Here is a 23,407-nt window from a genome sequence, read left to right on the forward strand (position 1 = left end):
GTCAGGAGATGCCCAGCTCGTTGTCGATGATCGAGAAGATGTCCTCGTCGGAGGCCACCCCGAGGTCGTCGTCCGCCGCGCCGTCGACCTCGCGCAGCAGCTCCCGCAATCGTGCGGCGACGAGCTTGCGCGCCTCTTGGCTGCCGTTAAGGCCGGCCACCGAGGCGGCCACCCGGTCCAGCTCCGCCAGCACCGGCGGCGGCGCGGCGGCGGTGCGCGCGGCCAGCTCCGACCGCAGGTGCTCGGCCAGCGCGCCGGGCGTCGGGTGGTCGAACACCACCGTGCTCGGCAGCTTCAGGCCGGTGTCCGCGCCGAGCCGGTTGCGCAGCTCCACCGCGGTCAGCGAGTCCAGGCCCAGCTCCAGCAGCCCGCGCCGCGGGTCCAGCGGCGTGCCGGGTCGGTGGTTGAGCACCTCGGCGACCCGGCCGCGCACCAGCTCCCACGTGGCGGTGGCCCGCTCCTCCTCCGGCAGCTCGGCGAACCGCTCCGCGAAGCCCCGCCCGGTCGGCCGGTCGGGTGCGGCCTGCGGCGCGGGCACCAGGTCCCGCAGCACCGCCGGTGCCCGCTCGCCCAGCGCCCGCAGGGCGGCGGTGTCGAACGCGGCGGGCACCAGCACCGGCCGGTCCGACCGCAGCGCCGCGTCGAACAGCGCCAGGCCGTCGGCCTCGGACAGCGCGGCCACGCCGGTGTTCGCGCGGGTCCGGTCGGCGTCGACCTCGCCGCCCATGCCGTCGCCCGCCCACAGGCCCCACGCCAGCGAGGTGGCCGGCAGGCCCAGGGCGCGCCGGTGCTCGGCCAGCGCGTCCAGGGCGGTGTTGGCCGCCGCGTAGTTGGCCTGCCCGGCGTTGCCGATGAGCCCGGCGACGCTGGAGAACAGCACGAACGCGGCCAGGTCGGCGTCACGGGTGGCCTCGTGCAGCGCCCGCGCGGTGTCGGCCTTGACCCGCAGCACCGCGTCGAACCGCTCCGGGGTCAGGCTCTCCAGCACCCCGTCGTCGAGCACGCCCGCCGAGTGCACCACGGCGGTCAGCGGGTGCTCCGCCGGGACCGCCGCCAGGGCCTCGGCCACGCCGTCGGGCAGCTCGGCCCGCACGAACACCGCCTCCGCGCCCAGCCCGGCCAGCTCGGCGCGCAGCGCGTCGGCGTCGCGCCTGCCGACCAGCACCAGGTGCCGCACGCCGTGCTCCACCACCAGCCGGCGGGCCACCAGCGCGCCCAGCCGCCCGGTCGCGCCGGTGACCAGGACCGTGCCGTCGGGGTCCAGGGTGCGGCCGGCGTCCGGGGTGCGGCCGGGGTCCGGGGGCGCGATCCGCACGACCCGGGGCGCGTACGCCCGGTCGCCGCGCACCGCGACCTCCGGCAGGCCGGCGGACAGGCCCCGGCCCGGGTCGCCCTCGACCAGCCGGAACCGGCCCGGGTGCTCGGTCCGCGCGGTGCGCACCAGCCCGCGCACCGCGGCGTGCTCCAGGCCGTCGTCGATCGCCACGGCCAGCACCACGTCGTCGAACCGGTCGTCCGCCGCCCACTCGCGCAGCGCGGCCGCGGTGGCGTGCACCGCGTCGGCGGCCGGGGCCCGGAACACCACGGTGTCGCCGGGCAGGGCGCGGTCGCGCTCCTCGTGCGGCAGCCACGCCACCGGCGCGCCCGTCGGCACCTCGGCCCACTCCAGCGCGTGCAGCGGGGGAGCGGCGGCGGTGAACGGCCGCACCGCCAGCGACCCGACCGACAGCACGACCTCGCCCGCGTCGTCCACGGCGGTCAGCTCGTAGGACTCCGGACCCACCGGGGCGAGCCGGGCCCGCAGCCGCGTGGCGCCCGAGGCGCGGCGGCGCACGTCGGACCAGGTGAACGGCAGCCGCACCGGGCCGCCGTCGAGCAGCAGCGCGTGCAGCAGCGAGTCCACCAGCGGCGGGAAGCCGCCGTCCAGCTCCACCTCGGCGTGCACCACGTCCCCGTCGACCCAGGCGGCCCGCAGGCCCCGGAACGCCGGTCCGTAGCCGTACCCCGCGTCGGTCAGCCGGTCGTACAGGCCGGTCAGGTCCACCGGGTCGCCCGCGGGCGGCCACGGCAGCGGGTCGCCGGTGCCGGTGTCCTCGGCGAGGGTGCCCGAGGCGTGCAGGTGCCAGCCGTCGTCGGTGCGGCTGTGCACCTCCACCCGCCCGTCGGCGACCCGGACCTGCACCGCCACCCCGCCCGGCGGCACCGGCAGCGGCGCGGACAGCACCAGCTCCGCCACCGCGGGCAGGCCCGCGCGGGCACCGGCGTGCAGCGCCAGGTCGAGCAGCGCGGTGCCGGGCACGACCGGCGTGCCGTGCAGGGCGTGGTCGGCCAGCCACGGGTGCGACCGGGCGGACAGCGTGCCGGTGAGCACCAGGCCGCCGTCGGGCAGCTCGACCTCGGCGGCCAGCAGCGGGTGCCCGGCCTCGGCCAGGCCCGCCGCGCGCACGTCGCCGCCGACCGGCGCGTCCAGCCAGAACCGCTCCCGCTGGAACGGGTAGGTCGGCAGCACCACCCGGTTGCGCCGGGCGCCCAGCAGCGGCGCCCAGTCCACGCCGTCGAGCCCGGCCAGCGCGGTGACGAACGCCCGCGGTTCCGGCCGGTCGCGCCGCAGCACCGGCACCGCGCCCTCCACCAGCGCGGACAGCGCGCCGTCCGGGCCGACCTCGACGAACCTGGTCGCGCCGAGCCCGCGGGCCGCGGTCACCGCGTCGGCGAACCGGACGGTGGCCGCCACGTGCCGCACCCAGTACTCGGCGGTGGGCGCCTCGGTCAGCGGCTCACCGGTCACCGTGGACACGACGGTCAGCCGCGGTTCGTGGAACTCCAGGCGTTCCACCACGGCGCGGAACTCGTCGAGCACCGGCTCCACCAGCGGCGAGTGGAACGCGTGGCTCACCCGCAGCCGGGTCGCCTTCACGCCGAGCGCGGCCACGACCGCCTCCACCGCGTCCGCCGCTCCGGACAGCACCACCGAGCCCGGCCCGTTGACCGCGGCGATGCCCACCGGGCCGGACAGCAGCGGCGCCACGTCGGCCTCGTCGGCCCGCACCGCCACCATCACCCCGCCCGGCGGCAGCGCCTGCATGAGCCTGCCCCGCGCGGCCACCAGGGTGGCGGCGTCGGCCAGGGACAGCACCCCGGCGACGTGCGCGGCGGCGATCTCGCCGATCGAGTGGCCCACCAGCAGGTCCGGCCGCACGCCGAAGGACTCCAGCAACCGGAACAGCGCGACCTCGACCGCGAACAGCGCGGGCTGCGTCCACTCGGTGCGCGCCAGCGCCTCCGCGTCGTCGAACAGCCCCTCGGGGAGGTCGAACGCGGCGACGGCCTCGGCGAAGGCGTCCGCGAACACCGGGAACGCCGCGGCCAGCTCCCGGCCCATGCCCGCGCGCTGGCTGCCCTGCCCGGAGAACAACAACGCCAGGGCACCGGGTTCGGCGCGGTCGGTGGCGCCGCCCCCGGCGAGCTTCGCCAGCCCGGCCAGCAGCTCGTCGCGGTCGCCGCCCACCACGGTCGCCCGGTGCTCGAACCGGGCCCGGTCCAGGAGGGCCCACGCCACGTCCGCGGGGTCGGCGTCGGCCACCGCGCCCAGCAGCCGCCGCGCCTGCTCGCGCACCGCCTCCGCGGTGCGCGCCGAGAGCGTCCACGGCACCACCGCGGGAGCCGGGCCGGAGACCGGCGCCGGTTCCCCGACGCCCTCGATGATCACGTGGGCGTTGGTGCCGCTGATGCCGAAGGACGACACGGCGGCACGGCGGGGTCGGCCCACCGCGGGCCACTCGCGCTGTTCGGTGAGCAGCTCCACCGCGCCCGCCGACCAGTCCACCTCGGGCGTGGGCTCGTCCACGTGCAGCGTGCGCGGCAGCACCCCGGCGCGGATGGCCTGCACCACCTTGATCACGCCCGCCACCCCGGCGGCGGCCTGGGTGTGCCCGATGTTGGACTTGATCGAGCCCAGCCGCAGCGGTTCGGCGCGGTCCTGGCCGTAGGTGGCCAGCAGGGCCTGCGCCTCGATCGGGTCGCCGAGGCGGGTGCCCGTGCCGTGCGCCTCCACCAGGTCCACTTCGGACGGTCGCAGGCCCGCGACCGCCAGCGCCTGCCGGATCACCCGCTGCTGGGACGGTCCGTTGGGTGCGGTGAGGCCGTTGGAGGCGCCGTCCTGGTTGACCGCGCTGCCGCGCAGCACCGCCAGGACCGGGTGGCCGTTGCGGCGGGCGTCGGACAGCCGCTCGACCAGCAGCACGCCCGCGCCCTCGGCCCAGCCGGTGCCGTCGGCGGCCGCCGCGAAGGACTTGCACCGGCCGTCCGGCGAGAGCCCGCGCTGGCGGCTGAACTCCACGAACGTCGCCGGGCTGGCCATCACGGTCACGCCGCCGGCCACGGCCAGGTCGCACTCGCCGTTGCGCAGCGCCTGCGCGGCCAGGTGCAGCGCGACCAGCGACGAGGAGCACGCCGTGTCCACGGTGACCGCCGGGCCCTCGAAGCCGAGGGTGTAGGCGACCCGACCGGAGGCCACGCTGCCCGCGCTGCCGCTGACCAGGTACCCCTCCACCCCCGCCGGCGCGGAGGGCGCCTGGTGCACGCGGGCGCCGTAGTCGTTGTACATCACCCCGGCGAACACCCCGGTGCGGCTGCCGCGCAGCGACGCCGGGTCGATGCCCGCCCGCTCCAGGCCCTCCCAGGTGGTCTCCAGCAGCAGGCGGTGCTGCGGGTCGGTGGTCAGCGCCTCGCGCGGCGAGAGCCCGAAGAACTCCGGGTCGAAGTCGGCGGCGTCGTGCAGGAAGCCGCCGTGCCGGGCGTAGGAGGTGCCGGGCCGGTCCGGGTCGGGGTCGTGCAGCCGGTCGAGGTCCCAGCCGCGGTCGGTCGGGAACCCGGTGATCGCGTCCCGGCCCTCCACCACGAGCCGCCACAGCTCCTCGGGGGTGGTCACGCCGCCGGGGTAGCGGCAGGCCATCGCCACGATCGCGATCGGCTCGTCGGCGCGGGCGGCGGCCACCGGCTCGTCGGGCGCGACGTCGTCCTGCCCGAACAGCTCGGTGCGCAGCAGCTCCGCGACGGCGGCCGGGCTCGGGTGGTCGAACACCAGCGTGGCGGGCAGCCGGACGCCGGTGGCCGCGGTGAGCCGGTTGCGCAGCTCCACCCCGGTCAACGAGTCGAACCCGAGGTCGTTGAACGTGCGCGCGGGGTCGACCGCGGCGGCCGAGGAGTGCCCGAGCACGTCCGCCACGGCGGCGCGGACCAGGCCGGCCAGCGCCGCCGGGTCCACCGCCCGCGGCTCGGTCACGGCCGTCGCCGCCCGCCGCTTCGGGCGCACCAGGCCGCGCAGCACCGCGGGCGGGTCCCGCAGCTCGGCCAGGTCGAGCCGGGCGGGCACCAGCACGGCGTGCTCACCGGCCAGCGCGGCGTCGAACAGCGCCAGCCCCGCGTCCACCGCCAGCGGTGCCACGCCGGTCCGCGCCAGCCGGGCCCGGTCGGTGTCGCCCAGCGCGTCGCCCATGCCCTCGCCGGCCCACAGGCCCCAGGCCAGCGAGGTGGCGGGCAGGCCGAGGGAGCGCCGGTGCCCGGCCAGCGCGTCGAGGAAGGCGTTGGCGGCCGCGTAGTTGGCCTGCCCCGCCGTGCCGAGCAGGCCGGTGATCGAGGAGAACAGCACGAACGCGGCCAGGTCCCGGTCGCGGGTCAGCTCGTGCAGCACCCACGCCGCGTCGACCTTGGGCCGCAGCACGGCGGCCAGCCGCTCGGGCGTCAGCGACTCCACCGTGCCGTCGTCCAGCACACCCGCCGTGTGCACGACCGCGCCCAGGTCCACGTCGGCCAGCAGCGCCGCCACGGCCTCCCGGTCGGCCACGTCGGCGGCGACCAGCTCGACCTCCGCACCCGCCCCGCGCAGCTCGGCGACCAGCTCGGCGGCGCCCGCCGCGGCCGGTCCGCGCCTGCTCACCAGCAGCAGACTGCGCACGCCGTGGTGGGTCACCAGGCGGCGGGCCACCAGCGCGCCGAGCACCCCGGTCGCGCCGGTCACCAGCACCGTCCCGGTCAGCGCGACCGGGTCGCCCGCGGTCGTGCGCACCAGCCGGGGCGCCAGCGCGGCCCCGTCGCGCAGCAGCACCTGCGGTTCGTCGGTGTCCGGCAGCTCGTCGCCGTCGACCAGCAGGAACCGGCCGGGGTGCTCCTGCTGCGCGGTGCGCACCAGGCCCCAGGCGGTCGCCACCGCCGGGTCGTCCGGGCCGCCGCGGGTGCGGAACGCCAGCCGCGCGCCCACCGGGGCCTCCGCGACCCACCGCCGCACCAGCCGCAGGGCGTCGCGGGCGGCGGCGTGCGCTGCGGCCACCACGTCGTCGCCACCGCCGGTGAAGTCCACGACGGCGTCGCCGCCGGGCAGCTCGTCGGCCGCCCGGTCGAGCACCGGCCAGTTCCGCCTGCCGGTCACCGGCACCGGCGTCCACGCGAGCCGGAACAGCGAGTCGGCGGGCAGGGCGGACACCTCGCCCACCGGCCGCAGCGCCAGCGACGCCACCGAGGCGACCGGCGCGCCGGTCGAGTCGGCCAGCTCCAGCGACACCGCGCCCGGCCCGGCCGGGGTGATGCGCACCCGCAGCTCCCGCGCCCCGGTCGCGTGCAGCCGCACCCCGCTCCACGCGAACGGCAGCTCGACGCCGGTCGCGGCCAGCGCCAGCGGGTGCAGCGCGGCGTCCAGCAGCGCCGGGTGCAGCGCGAAACCGGCCGGGTCGTCGGGGAGGCGGACCACGGCGAACAGCTCCTCGCCGGACCGCCACAGCGCGGTCAGCCCCCGGAACAGCGGCCCGTAGCCGTACCCGGCGTCGGCCAGCCGCTCGTAGGCGCCGGCCAGGTCGACCGGTTCACCGGCGGGCGGCCACTCGGTCAGCGGCGTGCCCGGCGCGGTGCCGGCGGCCAGCGCGCCGGAGGCGTTGCGGGTCCACGTCCCGCCGCCCTGGCGCGAGTGGACGGTGAACGGCCGGACGCCGGAGGCGTCCGGCGCGGCGACCGCCACCTGGAGGTCCACCGACCCGCTGCCCGGCACGGCCAGCGGCGCGTGCAGGGTCAGCTCGGCCAGGGTGTCCGCGCCGACCTCGTCGCCCGCGGCCAGGGCCAGCTCGACCAGCGCCGCGGCCGGCACCAGCGCGGTGCCCCGGACGGCGTGGTCGACCAGCCACGGGTGGGTCGCGGCGGAGAACCGGCCGGTGAAGGTGACCTCGTCCCGGTCGGCGTGCTCCACCGCCCGCCCCAGCAGCGACCGGCCGCCGGCGGCCAGCCAGTACCGGCTGCGGCGGAACTCGTAGGGCGGCAGCTCCACCGGCGCCGCGCCGGGGAACACCCGCTCCCAGGCCAGGGCCGTGCCGCGGACGTGCCGCAGCGCCAGCGCCGCCGCCACCGATTCCGGCTCCGGGCGGTCCGCGCGCAGCAGCGGCGCCGCCGACCGGCCGTCCACCAGGGCGGTGAGCACGCCGTCCGGGCCCAGCTCCAGGAACTCGGTGACGCCCGCCTCCGCCAGGTGCCGCACGCCGTCGAGGAAGCGGACCGCGCCGCGCAGGTGGTCGACCCAGTAGTCGGGCGAGGTCAGCTGCTCCGGGGTCGCCTCGACCCCGGTCACGTTCGACACCACCGGGATGGCCGGCGCGCGGAGGTCCAGGCCGGCCGCGACCGCGCGGAACTCGTCGAGCACGGGGTCCATGTGGGCGGAGTGGAAGGCGTGGCCGACCTTGAGCCGGGTGGCCCGCCGCCCGGCGGCCTTCCAGTGCGCCACGGCGGCGTCCACGCCCGCCTCGTCACCGGACACCACGGTCGAGCGCGGCCCGTTCACGCCCGCGACCTCGACGCCCGCGGGCAGCGCCGCGCGCACCTCGTCCTCGGTCGCCTCGACCGCGGCCATCGCGCCGCCGGAGCGGGCGGCCTGCATGAGCCTGCCGCGCGCGGTGACCAGCACGGCGGCGTCGGGCAGCGACAGCACCCCGGCGACGTGCGCGGCGGCCAGCTCGCCGACCGAGTGCCCGAGCAGCGCGTCCGGTCGCACGCCGTGGTGCTCCAGCAGCCGGAACAGCGCCACTTCCAGCGCGAACAGCGCGGGCTGGGCGTACTCGGTGCGTGCCAGGGCGTCCGCGCCGTGCTCGCCCGCGACCACCTCGCGCAGCGGCAGGGCCAGGTGCCGGTCCAGTTCGCCGGCCACCTCGTCGTACGCGGCGGCGAACACCGGGTCGGCGGCGCGCAGCTCCAGGCCCATGCCGACGCGCTGGCTGCCCTGGCCGGTGAACAGGAACGCGAGCCGGCCCGCGCCCTCGGCGGTGCCGTGGACGGCCGGGCCGCCCGCGCCGAACGCGGTCAGGTTGGCCAGCAGCTCGTCCCGGTCGCGGCCGGTCACCGCGGCCCGGTGCGGCAGCGCCGCCCGCGTGGTGGCCAGCGAGAAGCCGATGTCGCCCGCGCCCAGCTCCGGGTGCGCGGCGACGAACCCGGCCAGCCTGCGGGCCTGCGCGCGGGTGGCCTCCTCGTCCCGCCCGGACAGCACCCACGGGCCGGTGCCCGCGGCGGGTTCCCGGGCCGGCTCGGGTTCGGGCTGCTCGATGATGACGTGGGCGTTGGTGCCGCTGATGCCGAAGGAGGACACGGCGGCGCGGCGGGGTCGGTCGAGGGTGGGCCACTCGCGCTGCTCGGTGAGCAGTTCGACGGCGCCGGAGGTCCAGTCGACGTGGGGGGAGGGTTCGTCGACGTGGAGGGTGCGGGGCATGACGCCGTGGCGCATGGCCTCGATCACCTTGATCACGCCGCCGACGCCGGCCGCCGCCTGCGCGTGGCCGATGTTGGACTTCAGCGAGCCCAGCCGCAGCGGCTCCGACCGGTCCTGGCCGTAGGTGGCCAGCACCGCCTGCGCCTCGATCGGGTCACCGAGGGTGGTGCCGGTGCCGTGCGCCTCGACCAGGTCCACGTCGGACGGTCGCAGGCCCGCGTTGGCCAGTGCCTGCCGGATCACCCGCTCCTGCGCCGGCCCGTTGGGCGCGGTGAGGCCGTTGGACGCGCCGTCCTGGTTGACCGCGCTGCCCCGCACCACGGCGAGCACCCGGTGCCCGTTGCGGCGCGCGTCGGACAGCCGCTCCACCAGCAGCAGGCCCACGCCCTCGCTCCAGCCGGTGCCGTTCGCGGACGCCGCGAAGGACTTGCACCGGCCGTCCGGGGACAGCCCGCGCTGGCGGCTGAACTCCACGAACGTGGACGGGCCGGACATGACCGTCACGCCGCCCGCCAGCGCCAGGTCGCACTCGCCGCCGCGCAGCGCCTGCGCGGCCAGGTGCAGGGCGACCAGCGACGAGGAGCAGGCCGTGTCGACGGTGACCGCCGGGCCCTCCAGCCCGAAGGTGTAGGCCAGCCGGCCGGACACCACGCTGGAGGTGTTGCCGGTCAGCACGTGCCCCTCCACCTCGGTGGGCACCGCGGCCAGCCGGGAGACGTAGTCGTCGTACATGACGCCGACGAACGTGCCGGTCGCGCTGCCCCGCACCGACGACGGGTCGATCGAGGCGTGCTCGAAGACCTGCCAGGCGGTCTCCAGCAGCAGCCGCTGCTGCGGGTCGGTCGCGGTCGCCTCGCGCGGCGACATGCCGAAGAAGTCCGCGTCGAACAGGTCGGCGTCGTGCAGGAAGCCGCCCTCGCGGGTGTAGGACGTGCCGGTGTGCGCCGGGTCGGGGTGGTAGAGCGCGTCGAGGTCCCAGCCGCGGTTGACCGGGAAGCCGCCGACCGCGTCGACCCCGCCCGCCACCAGCTCCCACAGGTCCTCGGGCGAGGCGACGCCGCCGGGGTAGCGGCAGGCCACGCCGATGATCGCGATGGGCTCGTCGTCGGCGCGGTGCGCCGCGACCGCCTTGGCCGTCGACGTGCCCGCGGCCAGGCCGACCAGGAACTCCGCCAGCGCGAGCGGGGTCGGGTGGTCGAACACGGCCGTCGCGGGCAGCCGCAGCCCGGTGGCCGCGCCGAGCCGGTTGCGCAGCTCCACGCTCGCCAGCGAGTCGAAGCCCTGCTCCCGGAACGCCCGGTCGGGCGCGACGGCGGCCGCGTCCTCGTGGCCCAGGGCCGCCGCGGCCGTGGCCCGCACCAGCGCCAGCAGCGCCTCCGGCGAGGTGTCGAGGCGGGGCGCGGCGGCGCGCTTGCGCGGCGCGGCCCGCCGGTGCGCGGGCACCACCAGCGCCTGGTCGGCGGCGGTGGCCGCGTCGAACAGCGCCAGGCCCTCGGCGGGGGCGATCGGGCGGAACCCGGCGCGGGCCCACCGCTCGACGTCGGCCTCCGCCAGCGTCGCGCCCATGCCCGCGTCCCACAGGCCCCACGCCAGCGACACGGCGGGCAGCCCGGCCGCGCGGCGGTGCGCGGCGAGCGCGTCGAGGAAGCTGTTCGCGGCGGCGTAGCCGGCCTGCCCGGCGGTGCCGACGACCCCGGACACCGAGGAGAACAGCACGAACGCGGCCAGGTCGCCGGTCAGCTCGTGCAGGTGCCAGGCGGCGTCGACCTTGGGCCGCAGCACCGCCGCCAACCGCTCTTCGGTGAGCGACTGCACGGTGGCGTCGGCCAGCACGCCCGCCGCGTGGACCACGGCGGTCAGGTCGGGGATGCCGGCCACCAGGTCGGCCACCGCGGCGCGGTCGGCGACGTCGCACGCCGCCACCCGGACCCGGGCACCCAGCCCGGTCAGCCGCTCCGCCAGCTCCGGCGCGTGACCCCGCCTGCTCACCAGCACCAGGTCCCGCACGCCGTGCGCGGTGACCAGGTGCTCGGCCACCAGCGCGCCCAGCCCCGAGGTGCCGCCGGTGACGAGCGCGGTGCCCGTGCCGAACGACGGCGCGCCGACCGGGACGGCCAGCGGCGCGAGCGCGGGCGTGAGCGCCACGCCACCGCGCACCGCGACCTGCGGTTCGCCCAGGTCGAGCAGCGCGGCCGGCACGTCCTCGCCGTCCAGGTCGAGCACGGCGACCCGGCCCGGGTGCTCGGACTCGACCGTGCGGACCAGGCCCCACACGGCGGCGTTCGCCAGGTCGGGTACGGGATCGCCCGGCGCGGCCGCGACCGCGCCGCGGGTCAGGAACACCAGCCGCGAGGCGGCGAACCGCTCGTCGGCCAGCCACCGCTGCACCAGCCCGAGCGCGCGGCGGGTCGCCGCGTGCACGGCCTCGGGTCCCGTGCCGTCCCAGGGGGAGACGACCACGACGTCGGCCGGTTCGGCGGGCAGGTCGTCGACCAGCTCCCACACCGGTTCGGCCGCCGGTCGGACCGGCGACCACCGCACCTCGTGCAGCGACCGGGGTCCGCCGCCGATCGCACCGCGCGCCACCGGGCGCAGCACCAGCGAGTCCACCGACAGCACGGTCTCGCCCGCGTCGTCGGAGACCAGCAGGGACACCGAGTCGGTGCCGGTGGCGCGCAGCCGCGCCCGCAGCCCGCCCGCCCCGGCGCGGTGCAGCCGGGCACCGGACCAGCCGAACGGCAGCCGGACGCGGGCCGGGTCGTCGGCCAGGGCGAGCACCAGCGGGTGCAGCACCGCGTCCAGCAGCGCCGGGTGCACGCCCCAGCCGGTGACGTCGTGGTCGAGCGACACCTCGGCGTACAGGTCGTCGCCGGACCGCCAGGCCGCGACCAGGCCCTGGAACGCGGGACCGTACTCGTAGCCGAGGTCGGCCAGCCGGTCGTAGGCGTCGGCCAGGTCCACCGGTTCGCCCGGCGGCGGCCACGGCAGCCGCTCGGGCGGGACCCCAGGGCCGTCGTGGAGCCGGCCGTCGTCGAGCTGGCCGGAGGCGTGCCGGGTCCACTCGCCGTCGCGCCGCGCGTACAGGGCGAACGACCCGCCGTCCACGCGCAGCTGCACGGGCAGCGGCTGGTCGCCCACGGGCAGCGGCGCCTCCAGCGCCAGCTCCGCCACCGGCCCGGCGCTCAGCGCGAGGTCCAGCACGGCGGTCGCGGGCGCGATCACCGCGCCGGCGATGGCGTGGTCGGCCAGCCACGGGTGGGTCCGCGCCGACAGCACGCCGGTCAGCACGGTGCCCGCGTCGCCCGCCAGGTCGACCGCCGCGCCCAGCAGCGGGTGCGCGGCGGGCTCCAGGCCCAGGCCGCGCGCGTCGCCCGCGGCGGCGGGCTCGGCCAGCCAGAAGTGCCCGCGCCGGAACGGGTAGGTCGGCAGGTCGACCCGCCGCCCGCCCGCGGCCAGCGGCGAGAAGTCGACCTCCACCCCGGCGACGTGCGCGGCGGCCAGGCCGGCGGTGAACGCCTCCACCTCGGACCGGCCCCGGCGCTGCAACGCGGTGGTCGCCGCGTCCCCGCCCAGGGTCTCGGCGGCCATGCCGGCGAGCACCGCGTCGGGCCCGACCTCCAGGAAGGCCGTCACGCCCAGCGCGGTCAGGCGGGTCACGGCGTCGGCGAAGCGCACGGCCGCGCGCACGTGGCGGGTCCAGTGGTCGGCGTCCGGGCGGCCCAGCGGCTCACCGGTCAGCGCCGACACGATGGGGATTCCCGGTTCGCGGTGGTCGAGCCCTTCGGCGACCGCGCGGAACTCGTCCAGCACGTCGTCCATGTGCGCCGAGTGGAACGCGTGGCTGACCACCAGGCGCCGGGTGCGCCGGTCGCGCCAGCGCTCGGCCACCGCGTCGACCGCGTCCCGGTCCCCGGCGACCACGACCGACGACGGCCCGTTGACCGCGGCGACCTCCACGCCGTCGGGCAGGGTGGGCAGGACCTCGGCCTCGGTCGCCTGGATCGCCAGCATCGCGCCGCCGGGGCGGGCGGCCTGCATGAGCCTGCCGCGCGCGGTGACCAGGGTGGCGGCGTCGGCCAGGGACAGCGCGCCGGCGACGTGCGCGGCGGTGATCTCGCCGATCGAGTGGCCCGCGACGAAGTCGGGGCGCACGCCGAAGGACTCCAGCAGCCGGAACAGCGCGACCTCGACCGCGAACAGGGCCGGTTGCGTGTAGCGGGTCTCGTCCAGGCCGGGCACCGCGCCGCCGACCACGTCGGCCAGCGGCACGTCCAGGTGCCGGTCCAGCTCGGCGGCGACCTCGTCGAACGCGGCGGCGAACACCGGGAACGCCGCGCGCAGCTCCACGCCCATGCCCACCCGCTGCGCGCCCTGGCCGGTGAACAGCGCGGCCGTGCGGCGGGGACGGGCGACACCGGTGGTGCCGCGCCCGGCGGCGACCGCGTCCAGCCCGGCCAGCAGGGCGTCCCGGTCGCCGCCGAGCACGACGGCCCGGTGGTCGTGCCGGGAGCGCGCGACCAGCGAGGCGGCGACGTCGAGCGGGGCGAGGTCGGCGGCGTGCCGGCGCAGGTCGCCGGCCAGGTCGCGCAGCGCCTCGTCGTCGCGCGCGGACAGCACCCACGGCACCACGGCGTGCGGCGCGTCCACCGGCGTTGGCTCGGGCTCGGGTTCGGCCTGCTCGACGATGACGTGGGCGTTGGTGCCGCTGATGCCGAAGGAGGACACGGCGGCGCGGCGGGGTCGGTCGAGGGCGGGCCACTCCTGGGCCTCGGTGAGCAGTTCGACGGCGCCGGAGGCCCAGTCGACGTGCGGGGAGGGCGCATCGACGTGGAGGGTGCGGGGCATGACGCCGTGGCGCATGGCCTCGATCACCTTGATCACGCCGCCCACGCCCGCGGCGGCCTGCGCGTGGCCGATGTTCGACTTGAGCGACCCCAACCGCACCGGCTCGACGCGGTCACGGCCGTAGGTGGCCAGGATCGCCCCGGCCTCGATCGGGTCACCGAGCGCCGTGCCGGTGCCGTGCGCCTCGACCAGGTCCACGTCGGACGGTCGCAGGCCCGCGTCGGCCAGCGCCTGCCGGATCACCCGCTCCTGGGCGGGGCCGTTGGGCGCGGTCAGGCCGTTGGACGCGCCGTCGGAGTTGATCGCCGAGCCGCGCAGCACGGCGAGCACCCGGTGCCCGTTGCGGCGCGCGTCGGACAGCCGCTCCAGCACCAGCACGCCGACGCCCTCGGCCCAGGCGGTGCCGTCGGCCCCGGCGGCGAACGCCTTGCAGCGCCCGTCCGGCGACAGCCCGCGCTGGCGGCTGAACTCGATGAACATGCCGGGCGTCGCCATCACCGCCGCGCCGCCCGCCAGGGCCAGCCCGCTCTCGCCGCTGCGCAGCGACCGGATGGCCAGGTGCAGCGCGACCAGGGAGGACGAGCACGCGGTGTCCACGGTGACCGCCGGGCCGCGCAGCCCGAGCGTGTAGGCGATGCGGCCGGACGCCACGCTGATCGTGCCGCCGGTGAGCAGGTAGCCCTCCGCGCCGTCGGCGGGCTGGTGCAGCCGCGGGCCGTAGTCCTGGGCGGTCAGGCCGACGAACACGCCGGTGGCGCTGCCGTGCAGCCCGGCCGGGTCGACGCCCGCGCGTTCCAGGGCCTCCCACGAGGTCTCCAGCAGCAGCCGCTGCTGCGGGTCCATCGCGGTCGCCTCGCGCGGGCCGACGCCGAAGAACGCCGCGTCGAACTCGCCCGCGCCGGTCAGGAAGCCGCCCCGCCGCGCGTACGTGCGGCCGGGCGTGCCGGGGGTCGGGTCGTAGAGCGCGTCGAGGTCCCAGCCGCGGTCGGTGGGGAACTCGCCCACCGCGTCGCCGCCGGTCGCCACCAGCCGCCACAGGTCCTCGGGGGAGCGGACGTCGCCGGGGTAGCGGCAGGCCATGCCGACCACCGCGATCGGCTCGGTCGGGTCGGTGGTGGTGGCGATCGGCTCGTGGTCGGTGTCGGCGAGCAGGTGCGCGACCAGGGCGTCCGGCGTGGGGTGGTCGTAGGTCAGGCCGCCGGCCAGGGGCAGGCCGGTGGCGTCGGCGAGGAGGTCGCGGAACTCGACCGCGGTCAGGGAGTCGAAGCCCAGGTCCTTGAAGGTGCGCCGGGTGTCGACGGTGGCCGGGTCGGCGTGGCCCTGGACGGCCGCGACGGTGGTGCGCACGAGGTCGAGCAGGGCCGCGCGGTCGAGTGCGGGACGGCGCGGGGCGGCCGAACCCGCCCCGGCTTCACTTGCCGCGCCTTGGCCTGCCGCGCTTTGCACTGCCGCGCCCTGTCCCGTCGGGCCTTGGCCGGCCGAGCCTTGGCTGGCCGAGCCCTGCCCCGCCAGCCCGCCTCCCGCGCCCGCGGCAACCCGCCGGGCAGCGGTCGGCTCGGCCGGCCAGTAGCGCTGCCTCTGGAAGGCGTAGGTCGGCAGCTCGACCGTCCCCACCCCGGGGAACACCGCGTCCCAGTCCACCGCCACCCCGGCCGTGAACGCGGCACCCAGCGCCGCGGCCACCGAGACCGGCTCGGCCCGGTCCCGCCGCAGCACCGGCACCAGCCGCGCGTCCGGCGCGACCTCCCGGGCCATCGCGGTCAGCACCGCGTCCGGCCCGACCTCCACGAACACCCCGGCACCCAGCCCGACCGCGGCCCGCACCCCGTCGGCGAACCGCACGGCGGCGCGCACGTGCTCGACCCAGTAGTCGGCCGAGGCGACGTCCGCCAGGGCACCGGTCACGTTGGACACCACCGGGATCACCGGCGCGGCGTAGGCCAGCCCCCGCGCCACCTCGGCGAACTCCGCCAGCATCGGCTCCATCCGGGCCGAGTGGAACGCGTGGCTCACCGCCAGCCGGCGGGTCCGGCGCCCGGCGAAGCCCGCCGCGTACGCCACCACCGCGTCCTCGTCCCCGGACAGCACGACCGCGCGCGGCCCGTTGACCGCGGCCAGGTCCACCCCGGCCGGCCGGTCCCGCACCTCCTCCTCCGTCGCCTCGACCGCGACCATGGCCCCGCCCGCGGGCAGCGCCTGCATCAGCCGCCCGCGCGCGGCCACGAGCCTGGCGGCGTCGGGCAGCGACAGCACCCCGGCGACGTGCGCGGCGGCCAGCTCGCCGACCGAGTGCCCGAGCAGCACGTCCGGTCGCACGCCCCGGTGCTCCAGCAGCCGGAACAGCGCCACCTCCAGCGCGAACAGCGCGGGCTGGGTGAACTCGGTGCGGTCCAGGTCGCCGGGGGAACCGGAGAACACCAGGTCCCGCAGCGACCGGCCCAGCAGCGGGTCCAGGTGGGCGGCCACCTCGTCGAAGGCCGCCGCGAACACCGGCTCGGCCGCGTGCAGCCCGCGCCCCATGCCGACGCGCTGGCTGCCCTGCCCGGTGAACAGGAACGCGACCCGCCCGCCGGTCGGCGTGCCCCGCACCACGGCGGGGGAGGGGGTGCCGTCGGCGAGCGCGCGCAGCCCGCGCCGGAACCCCTCGACGTCCTCGGCCACCACGGCGGCCCGGTCCTCGAAGGCGGTGCGGGTGGTGGCCAGCGACCGGCCCAGCTCGGCCGGGTGCGCGGAGCCCAGCAGCGGCAGCAGGCGTTCGGCCTGGGCGCGCAGGGCGTCCTCGCCGCGGGCGGAGAGCACCAGCGGCAGCGGGCCGGTGACCCGCGGTGCGGCGTGAGGTGCGGGCGCGGGCGCGTCGGTGACCACGACGTGGCAGTTGGTGCCGCCCATGCCGAAGGAGCTGACGCCGGCCACGAACGCGCCCTCGGGCAGCGGCGACCGACCGGTCTGCACCCGCAACCGCAGCTCGTCGAGCGGGATGGCGGGGTTGGGGGTGCTGAAGTTGAGGCTGGGCGGCAGTTCGCGGTGCCGCAGGCTCAGCGCGACCTTGATCAGGCCGACGATCCCGGCCGCGCCCTCCAGGTGGCCGACGTTGGTCTTGGCCGACCCGACCGGCAGCGGGGTGTCCCGGACCGCGCCCAGCACCGCGCCCAGCGCGGCCGCCTCCACCGGGTCGCCCACCCGGGTGCCGGTGCCGTGCAGCTCGACGTAGCCGACCCGGGCCGGGTCGACGCCGGCGCGCTCGTAGGCGGCGCGCAGCACGGCTTCCTGGCCCTCGCGGCCGGGCACGGTCAGCCCGTCGGTGGTGCCGTCGTTGGTGACCGCGCTGCCCCGGATCACGCAGTACACCGGGTCGCCGTCGGCCAGCGCGGCGGCCAGCGGCTTGAGCACCACCACGCCGCCGCCCTCGCCGCGCACGTACCCGTCGGCCCGCGCGTCGAAGGTGTGGCACCGCCCGGTGGGCGACAGGCCGCCGAACCGGGCCGCCGCGATGGTGGACTCGCCGATCAGGTTCAGGTTGACGCCGCCCGCCAGGGCCACCGCCGACTCGCCGCGCCGCAGGCTCTCCACCGCGGCGTGCACGGCGACCAGCGCCGAGGACTGCCCGGAGTCCACCGCGAGGCTCGGGCCGCGCAGCCCCAGCAGGTAGGACACCCGGTTTGCCAGGACGCCGCGGTTGGTGCCGGTCAGGGTCGCCGGGCCGATGGCCCCCGGGCCGCCGCGCGCGAGCAGTGCCGCGTAGTCGTCCCAGATGGCGCCGATGAACACGCCGGTGTCGCTGTCCCGGAGGGAGGCGGGGAGGATGCGCGCGTCCTCCAGCGCCTCCCACGCCAGCTCCAGCACCAGCCGCTGCTGCGGGTCCACCGCGACCGCCTCGCGCGGCGAGATCCCGAAGAACGCCGGGTCGAAGGCGTCCACCCGGTCCAGGAAGCCGCCGCGGGTGATGCCGTGCGCCCGCGGGTCGGCCGCGCCGCCCAGGTCCCAGCGGTCGTCGGGCACCTCCGTGACGGCGTCCACGCCGTCACGGAGCAGTGCCCAGAACGCCGCCGGGTCGGGCGCCTGCGGCAGTCGGCACGCCAGGCCGACCACCGCGATCGCGTTCGCTTCTTCGTCCCGGGTCTGCCGCTCGTTGGCCATCACGCTGCTCGACTGCCCTTCTGGGGTGGAGAACTCTCAGGGAGTGCGCCGACTCCACCCAGCCTGCCGAGCAGGTCTAACCACGGACTTGCCGCGCGCTAAAGCGGAACCTCCACAGAGGACCGGACGGCGTCGATCAGCCACTCGCGCGTCCGCGCCGCGTGCCGGGGCGCGCCGTGCACGTCGTCGTGCGCCAGCACGTCCAGGTCGCGCACGTGCTCGCGCAGCAGCGCCAGGTCGCCCGGGGCGATGATCTCGTCCCGCAGGCTCGCCACGTACCGCACCGGGATGTCCAGCGCCCGCAGGTGGTCCGCGGACAGCGCCCACGTCGGCAGCACCGACGGCAGGGCGCCCGGCGGCACGCCGACCAAGTGCGCCAGCGTGTCCGCGGTGACCTTGGGCAGCCCGGACACCCAGTCGGCGTCGGCGAAGGTGTGCCGGATCGGCGCGCCCGCCGTGGCCACGGTCCGGATGCGCCGGTCCTCGACGGCGGCGCGCAGCGCGGCGTGCCCGCTGAAGCTCAGCGCCAGCGCCGCGGTCCGGGTCACGTCCGCCCGGTCGGCCAGCGCGTCCAGGATCGCGGGGATGAGCCGCCAGCTCTCCGCGTTGTAGCGCAACGTGTTCTCGCCGACGCCGGGCAGCTCGGTGACCACGGCCGCGAACCCCAGCCGCGCACCCGCGAGCAGCACCGGTGCCCACTGCTCCTTGGTGCTGACGATGCCGCCGCTGATCAGCAGCAGCGGCTTGGGGTCCGAAGTGGACAGGCCGTGGGTCCAGAAGCCGACCTCGCCGCCGAGCAGCGGCAGGTCCAGCCGCTCGATGCCCGGCACGGTGACCCGCCACTCGTCGGTGACGCGCACCGAGTTCTCCAGGGCGTCCAGCCGGGCGTTGCCGTCCACGAACGGGAAGCGCGCGAAGTTGTAGCGCTGGGCGGCGGCGAGCAGCTCGCCCTCGGCCTCCAGCTCCTCCGCGCGCCGCGACCACTCGTAGACCCACGAACCCGGCCCGACGCCGTCGTGGGTGACGCGGTCGAGCACCGCCCGGTAGTCCTCGGGCGGTATCGCCAGCGACTCCGCGTGCGCGGCGACGTACCGCTTCAGCTCCTCGACGTCGTTCACGGCTCCTCCTCGACGGTTTCCAGCGCTTCCTTGACCTCGGTCAGCACGTCGGCCGCCTCGGCGCCGTCGATCACGCGGTGGTCGAAGGCGAGGCTGAGCCGCATCACCGGCGCGACCACGACCCGGCCGGCGCGCACCACGGGCCGGTCCACGACCCGGCCCAGGCCGAGGGTGATCGTGGTGCCGCCGACGGAGTGGAACGAGTCGACCGCCCGGTGGCCCAGCGAGGTGACCGCGAACGTGCCCCACACCGCCGAGCGGGTCGCCAGCGGCTTGACCACGTCCCGGAACGCGCGGGCGGCGACCCGCCACGACGGCTCGGCGTGCAGCCTGCGCACGCCCTCGAACTCGGGCGCGGTGGCCGGGTCGGCGTCCCGCAGGTGCTCGACGCGGTCCTGCACCTCGTGCAGGCTCGCCCGGTCCAGGTCGCGCAGCACGCCCGCGAGCACCACCCGGTGCCCGTCGACCACCTTGTCCAGGGTGACCTTGCCGTGCACGCCCGCGTGCCGGGCGACGCGGGGCACGATGCCGTCCAGGATCGCGGAGTTGGCCTCGGGGTGCTCGGCCAGCACGCGCGCGGCGGCGTGCAGGACGTGCGTGACGGGGGACACGCGCCTGCCCCGGAACGCCCGGACGGCGGTCATGTCGACCTCGGTGTCCAGGAAGACCGGGGCGAAGTCGCGGGTGGCGCGCAGGAAGAACAGCGTGTGCCTGCGCTGCCGGGGGATGTCGACGACCTCCGGCTCGTGGCCGGCGGTGCCGCTCACACCCGCTCCAGCGCGAACCCGGCCTTGATCCACTTGCTGGACTCGACCGCGATGCCCAGCACCCGGTCGCCGTCCTCCAGCAGCGGCAGCACCCGTTCCAACTGCTGGAACGGCAGCGCGTTGGCGTTGTTGCCGGTCTCGGTGACGCAGGTGACCTCGCGCATGGTCGGCACGTCCAGCTCGCGCATGATCCGCGCGGTCATCCGCTGCGACAGCTGCGGCGGCAGGATGTAGTCGACCTCGGTGTCGGTCCAGTTGAGCCCGTCCAGCAGCTCCTTGAGGATCTCCACCGACATGGCCGGCACGGACTCCTCGATGGCCTTGTAGTCCTCGCGCGAGCCGGTGCGCCCCGGCACGTGGTCGACCGGGCCGAACCACTCCAGGACCTGACCGGGCTCGCGGCCCAGGCCGGTCAGCCGGGTGAGCACCTTGCGCAGCACCGGGCCCTCCCGGTCGGGGTCGGTGGTCAGCACCGCCGCGCCCGCGCCGTCGCCGAACAGCGCCACGTTGACCATCTCGCCGGGCGGCAGCGACCGCAGGTCCAGGCCCAGGTCGTAGTGCTTGGCGATGACGTCGCCGCCGACCACCAGGGCGTGCCGGTAGCGGCCGGTCAGCAGCATCTGCTGGGCGACGTCGAGCGCCTGGAACGCCCCGGCGCAGCCGGACTGGAGCTGGTAGGTGGGCACGTTGTCGATGCCGAGCCGGTCGGCGACGACGTTGACGGTGGCGGGCATCAGCCGGTCCGGCGTGGCGGTGCCCATGACCAGCAGGTCGACCTCGTCGGCCCGCACGCCGGCGGCGTCGAGCGCCCTGCGGCCGGCGGCCTCGCCCAGGTCGGCCAGGGAGTACCGGACCTCGCCGGAGTCGAGGTCGACGGCGAGGTGGCGGGTGCGGGTGCCGATGAACGCGTCGACCCACTGCACCCACAGCTCGTCCATGCCGAACCGGCGGGCCAGGTCGGCGTTGCTGACCGGCGGGCCGGGCAGGGCCGTGCCGACCGACAGCAGGCGGATCTCAGGCGGGGGCGTGCTCATCGGGCTCCTTCGGTGGCGACCGCCCGGGACGGGGCGGTGCGGTCGGTCAGCGGCGGTCCGGTCAGCGGCTCGCCGAACCAGCGCCGCAGCGCCCGCTCGGGGCTGCCCGCGCCGGCCCAGGCGACGTGCCCGTCCGGGCGCAGCAGCAACGCCGGCGCGCCCTCGACGGCGCCCCGGGCGGCAACGGTGTCCACGCGGTCGCGCCACGGCGCCGCGGCGTCGGCGTGCCGCCCGTCGAGGTCGACCAGCACGCCGCGGCCGCGGCGCAGCAGCGCGGAGGTGGTGGTCGGCGTCCCGTCGGGCGCGGTCAGCTCGCGGTGCGGGACCAGCCGGCCCGGCAGCGGGCCGTCCTCGCCGACGTCGTGGCGCAGGGTCAGGCCGGTCACCTCGGCGGCCAGCCGCCGGTTCGCCTCGGGCAGCGCGGCCAGGTCGGCGACGAAGTCCCGCAGGCTGGCCACGCCCGCGCCGCCCTGCATCAGCGCGTCCTGGGCCCGGGTCAGCGCCAGCACCCGGGCCGCGGCGGGCCCGCGCTCGGCGTCGTAGCTGTTCAGCAGGTCCGGCGGCGCCCAGCCGCGCACCCGCGCGGCCAGCTTCCAGCCGAGGTTCACCGCGTCGGCGATGCCCAGCCCGATGCCCTGCCCGCCGAACGGCGGGTGCACGTGCGCCGCGTCGCCCGCGAGCAGCACGCGGCCCCGCCGCAGGGCGTCGACCTGGCGGGTGGTGTTGCCGAACCGGCTCACCCACAGCGGCGTGCCGGCCGAGATGTCCACCCCGGACAGGTCGCGCACGGCGGCGGCGACCTCGGCGAAGCTCGGCGGGCCGGCGCCGCGCACCGGCGGCCGGGCGAAGTCGCAGGCGAACAGCCGCACGCTGCCCGGCGCCACCACCGACAGGCCCACCCAGCCGCGCTCGGTGCGCAGGAACGGGAACGGGTCGCGCGGCAGCGGCACGTCCTCCGGGGCCAGGCCGGCCACGTCGGCCAGCAGCACGTCCACCGTGGCGGGCGTGCCGGGGAAGGCGAACCCGGCCAGGTCGCGGACCGCGCTGCGCCCGCCGTCGCACCCGACCACGTGGGAGGCGCGCAGGGCGTACGGGCCGTCCGGGCCGGACACGGCCAGCTCCACGCCGTCCGGGCCGGCGTCGAGGCCGGTGACCTCGTGGCCGCGCCGCACCACCGCGCCCAGGTCGCGCGCCCACCGCAGCAGCACCTCCTCCACGGTGGCCTGCGGCACCAGCGCCGCCGCCCGGGGCGTGTCGAGCACGCCCAGGTCCAGGCCGCCGGGCAGCAGGGCGAAGTGGCCGTGGGCGCCGACCCGCAGGCGGTCGCCGAAGCGGCGCAGCAGGTCGCGCTGGTCCCAGTAGCGCAGGGTGCCCGCGTACACGCCGGGTGCGCGGGACTGCCCGGTGGGCTCGGGCAGCCGCTCCAGCACGGTCACCCCGACCCCGGCCAGCGCCAGCTCACCGGCGAGCATCAGGCCGGTCGGGCCGGCCCCGACCACGACGACCGGGGTCACGGTGCCGCGACGGTGGCGACCCGGCCGCCCAGCTCCGCGACGGCGGGCAGCACGTGGTCGGCGAACAGCCGCGCAGACGCGTTCGCCACGTCGTCGGGCAGCGCGCCGTACTGGAACCCGGCGTTGACGTGGGTGACGCCCGCGTCGGCGATCTCGTGCAGCTGCTCGACGATCTCGTCCGGCGTGCCGGCCAGCAGCCGCTGGTAGGCCAGCTCCTCGTCGGCGGGGTCGATCGCGGCCGGGTGGGGCGCGATGCCCAGCACCGGCTCGGTGCCCTGCGCCAGGGTGCGGGAGAGCTGGATCTGGCGGGCCACCTCGCGCGCGGCCGCGCGCCGCCCCTCCGGGTCGGTGGAGCAGTAGACGAACCGGTTGGCGCCGAACTCGACGCCCTCGGTGGAGCGGCCGACCTCCGCGCCCAGCTCCCCGATGCGCCGCCACTGGGCGGCCAGCTCGGCGGGCGTGGACAGGGCCAGGCCGAGGTGGTGGAACCCGCGCTCGACCGCGAACCTGGTGGACTCCTCGCTGACCGCGGCCAGCCAGATCGGCGGGTGCGGGGTCTGCACGGGCCGCGGCAGCACGGTCACCGGCGCGTCCACCGAGTAGAACTCGCCCCGGAAGGTGGTGTCGGTCTCGGTGAACAGCCTGGTGATCAGGTCCACGTGCTCGGTGAACGCGGCCCGGCTGTCGGCCAGCTCCCGGCCGAAGCCCAGGAACTCGTGCGGCTGGTAGCCGCGGCCGATGCCGAGGTCGAAGCGGCCTTCCGAGAGCACGTCGAGCGTGCTCACGTCGGCCACGAGCCGGCGCGGGTCCCACAGCGGCAGGACCAGGATGCCGGTGCCGATGCGCAGGTCCGGCGCGATGGCGGCGGCCTTGGCCAGCAGCACCAGCGGCGACGCGCTCAGGCTGTAGGTGGAGAAGTGGTGCTCGGTGATCCAGATGCCGGAGAAGCCGCGGCCGTTGGCCCACTCGACCTGGTCGAAGAAGTCGCGGTACTTCGCCGCCGTCGTGGCGCGGTCGACGTCCGAGGACGGGCTGAGGTAGGTGATCCCGACGCGCACTGGTCTGTCCCCTGTTCACTCCGGCGATGCTGGCGTCCCCGGACTCTGACAACGGCGGCTAGCGCGCCGCTTGTCGGCTTCTAAAGCACTTGGGCGGTGCTAAAGCCCTGGTGAAGGCAGGGTTTTGGGCCATTGTCAGGCCGTCGGGCGTGGCTCTACCTTCGGGCTCTCCCAAGGCATTCCCTCCCAGGAGGTCC

Annotated in this window: 6 protein-coding genes; all 6 read right to left on the reverse strand. The window is 77.3% G+C overall.

Annotated features, from left to right (window positions below; translation table 11 throughout):
- Window position 1: 1 nt before the first annotated feature.
- Window positions 2–17,719, reverse strand: coding sequence for a type I polyketide synthase (locus EKG83_RS18815; protein WP_153278211.1), 17,718 nt, complete (start codon window positions 17,717–17,719; stop codon window positions 2–4).
- 98 nt (window positions 17,720–17,817) lie between these two features.
- Entirely contained in the window at window positions 17,818–18,837 is a 1,020-nt protein-coding gene (locus EKG83_RS18820; RefSeq protein ID WP_033434374.1) for an alpha/beta hydrolase, read from the reverse strand.
- Window positions 18,834–19,604 carry a 2-oxo acid dehydrogenase subunit E2 gene (locus EKG83_RS18825; RefSeq protein ID WP_211269236.1) on the reverse strand — a complete coding sequence of 257 codons (771 nt, stop codon included), beginning with the start codon at window positions 19,602–19,604 and terminating at the stop codon, window positions 18,834–18,836. The genes EKG83_RS18820 and EKG83_RS18825 overlap by 4 nt, the downstream gene beginning before the upstream one ends.
- Window positions 19,601–20,638 (reverse strand): 3-oxoacyl-ACP synthase III family protein, encoded by a 1,038-nt coding sequence (locus EKG83_RS18830; protein WP_033434375.1) that lies wholly within the window; start codon window positions 20,636–20,638, stop codon window positions 19,601–19,603. The genes EKG83_RS18825 and EKG83_RS18830 overlap by 4 nt, the downstream gene beginning before the upstream one ends.
- The gene (locus EKG83_RS18835; protein ID WP_033434376.1) at window positions 20,635–22,152 is read right to left on the reverse strand and encodes an FAD-dependent monooxygenase; all 1,518 of its coding nucleotides are present in this window, start codon (window positions 22,150–22,152) and stop codon (window positions 20,635–20,637) included. Before EKG83_RS18835 ends, EKG83_RS18830 begins: the two co-directional genes overlap by 4 nt.
- Entirely contained in the window at window positions 22,149–23,210 is a 1,062-nt protein-coding gene (locus tag EKG83_RS18840; RefSeq protein ID WP_033434377.1) for an LLM class flavin-dependent oxidoreductase, read from the reverse strand. Before EKG83_RS18840 ends, EKG83_RS18835 begins: the two co-directional genes overlap by 4 nt.
- Window positions 23,211–23,407: the final 197 nt, after the last annotated feature.

The organism is Saccharothrix syringae (assembly GCF_009498035.1).
In the GTDB taxonomy this organism is placed as follows: Bacteria; Actinomycetota; Actinomycetes; order Mycobacteriales; family Pseudonocardiaceae; genus Actinosynnema; species Actinosynnema syringae.

What these genes read in the sequence shown, in the direction of transcription:
- EKG83_RS18830 (WP_033434375.1), bottom strand. Translation starts at nt 20,638, where the DNA reads ATGAGCACGCCCCCGCCTGAGATCCGCCTGCTGTCGGTCGGCACGGCC.
- EKG83_RS18815 (WP_153278211.1), bottom strand. Translation starts at nt 17,719, where the DNA reads ATGGCCAACGAGCGGCAGACCCGGGACGAAGAAGCGAACGCGATCGCG.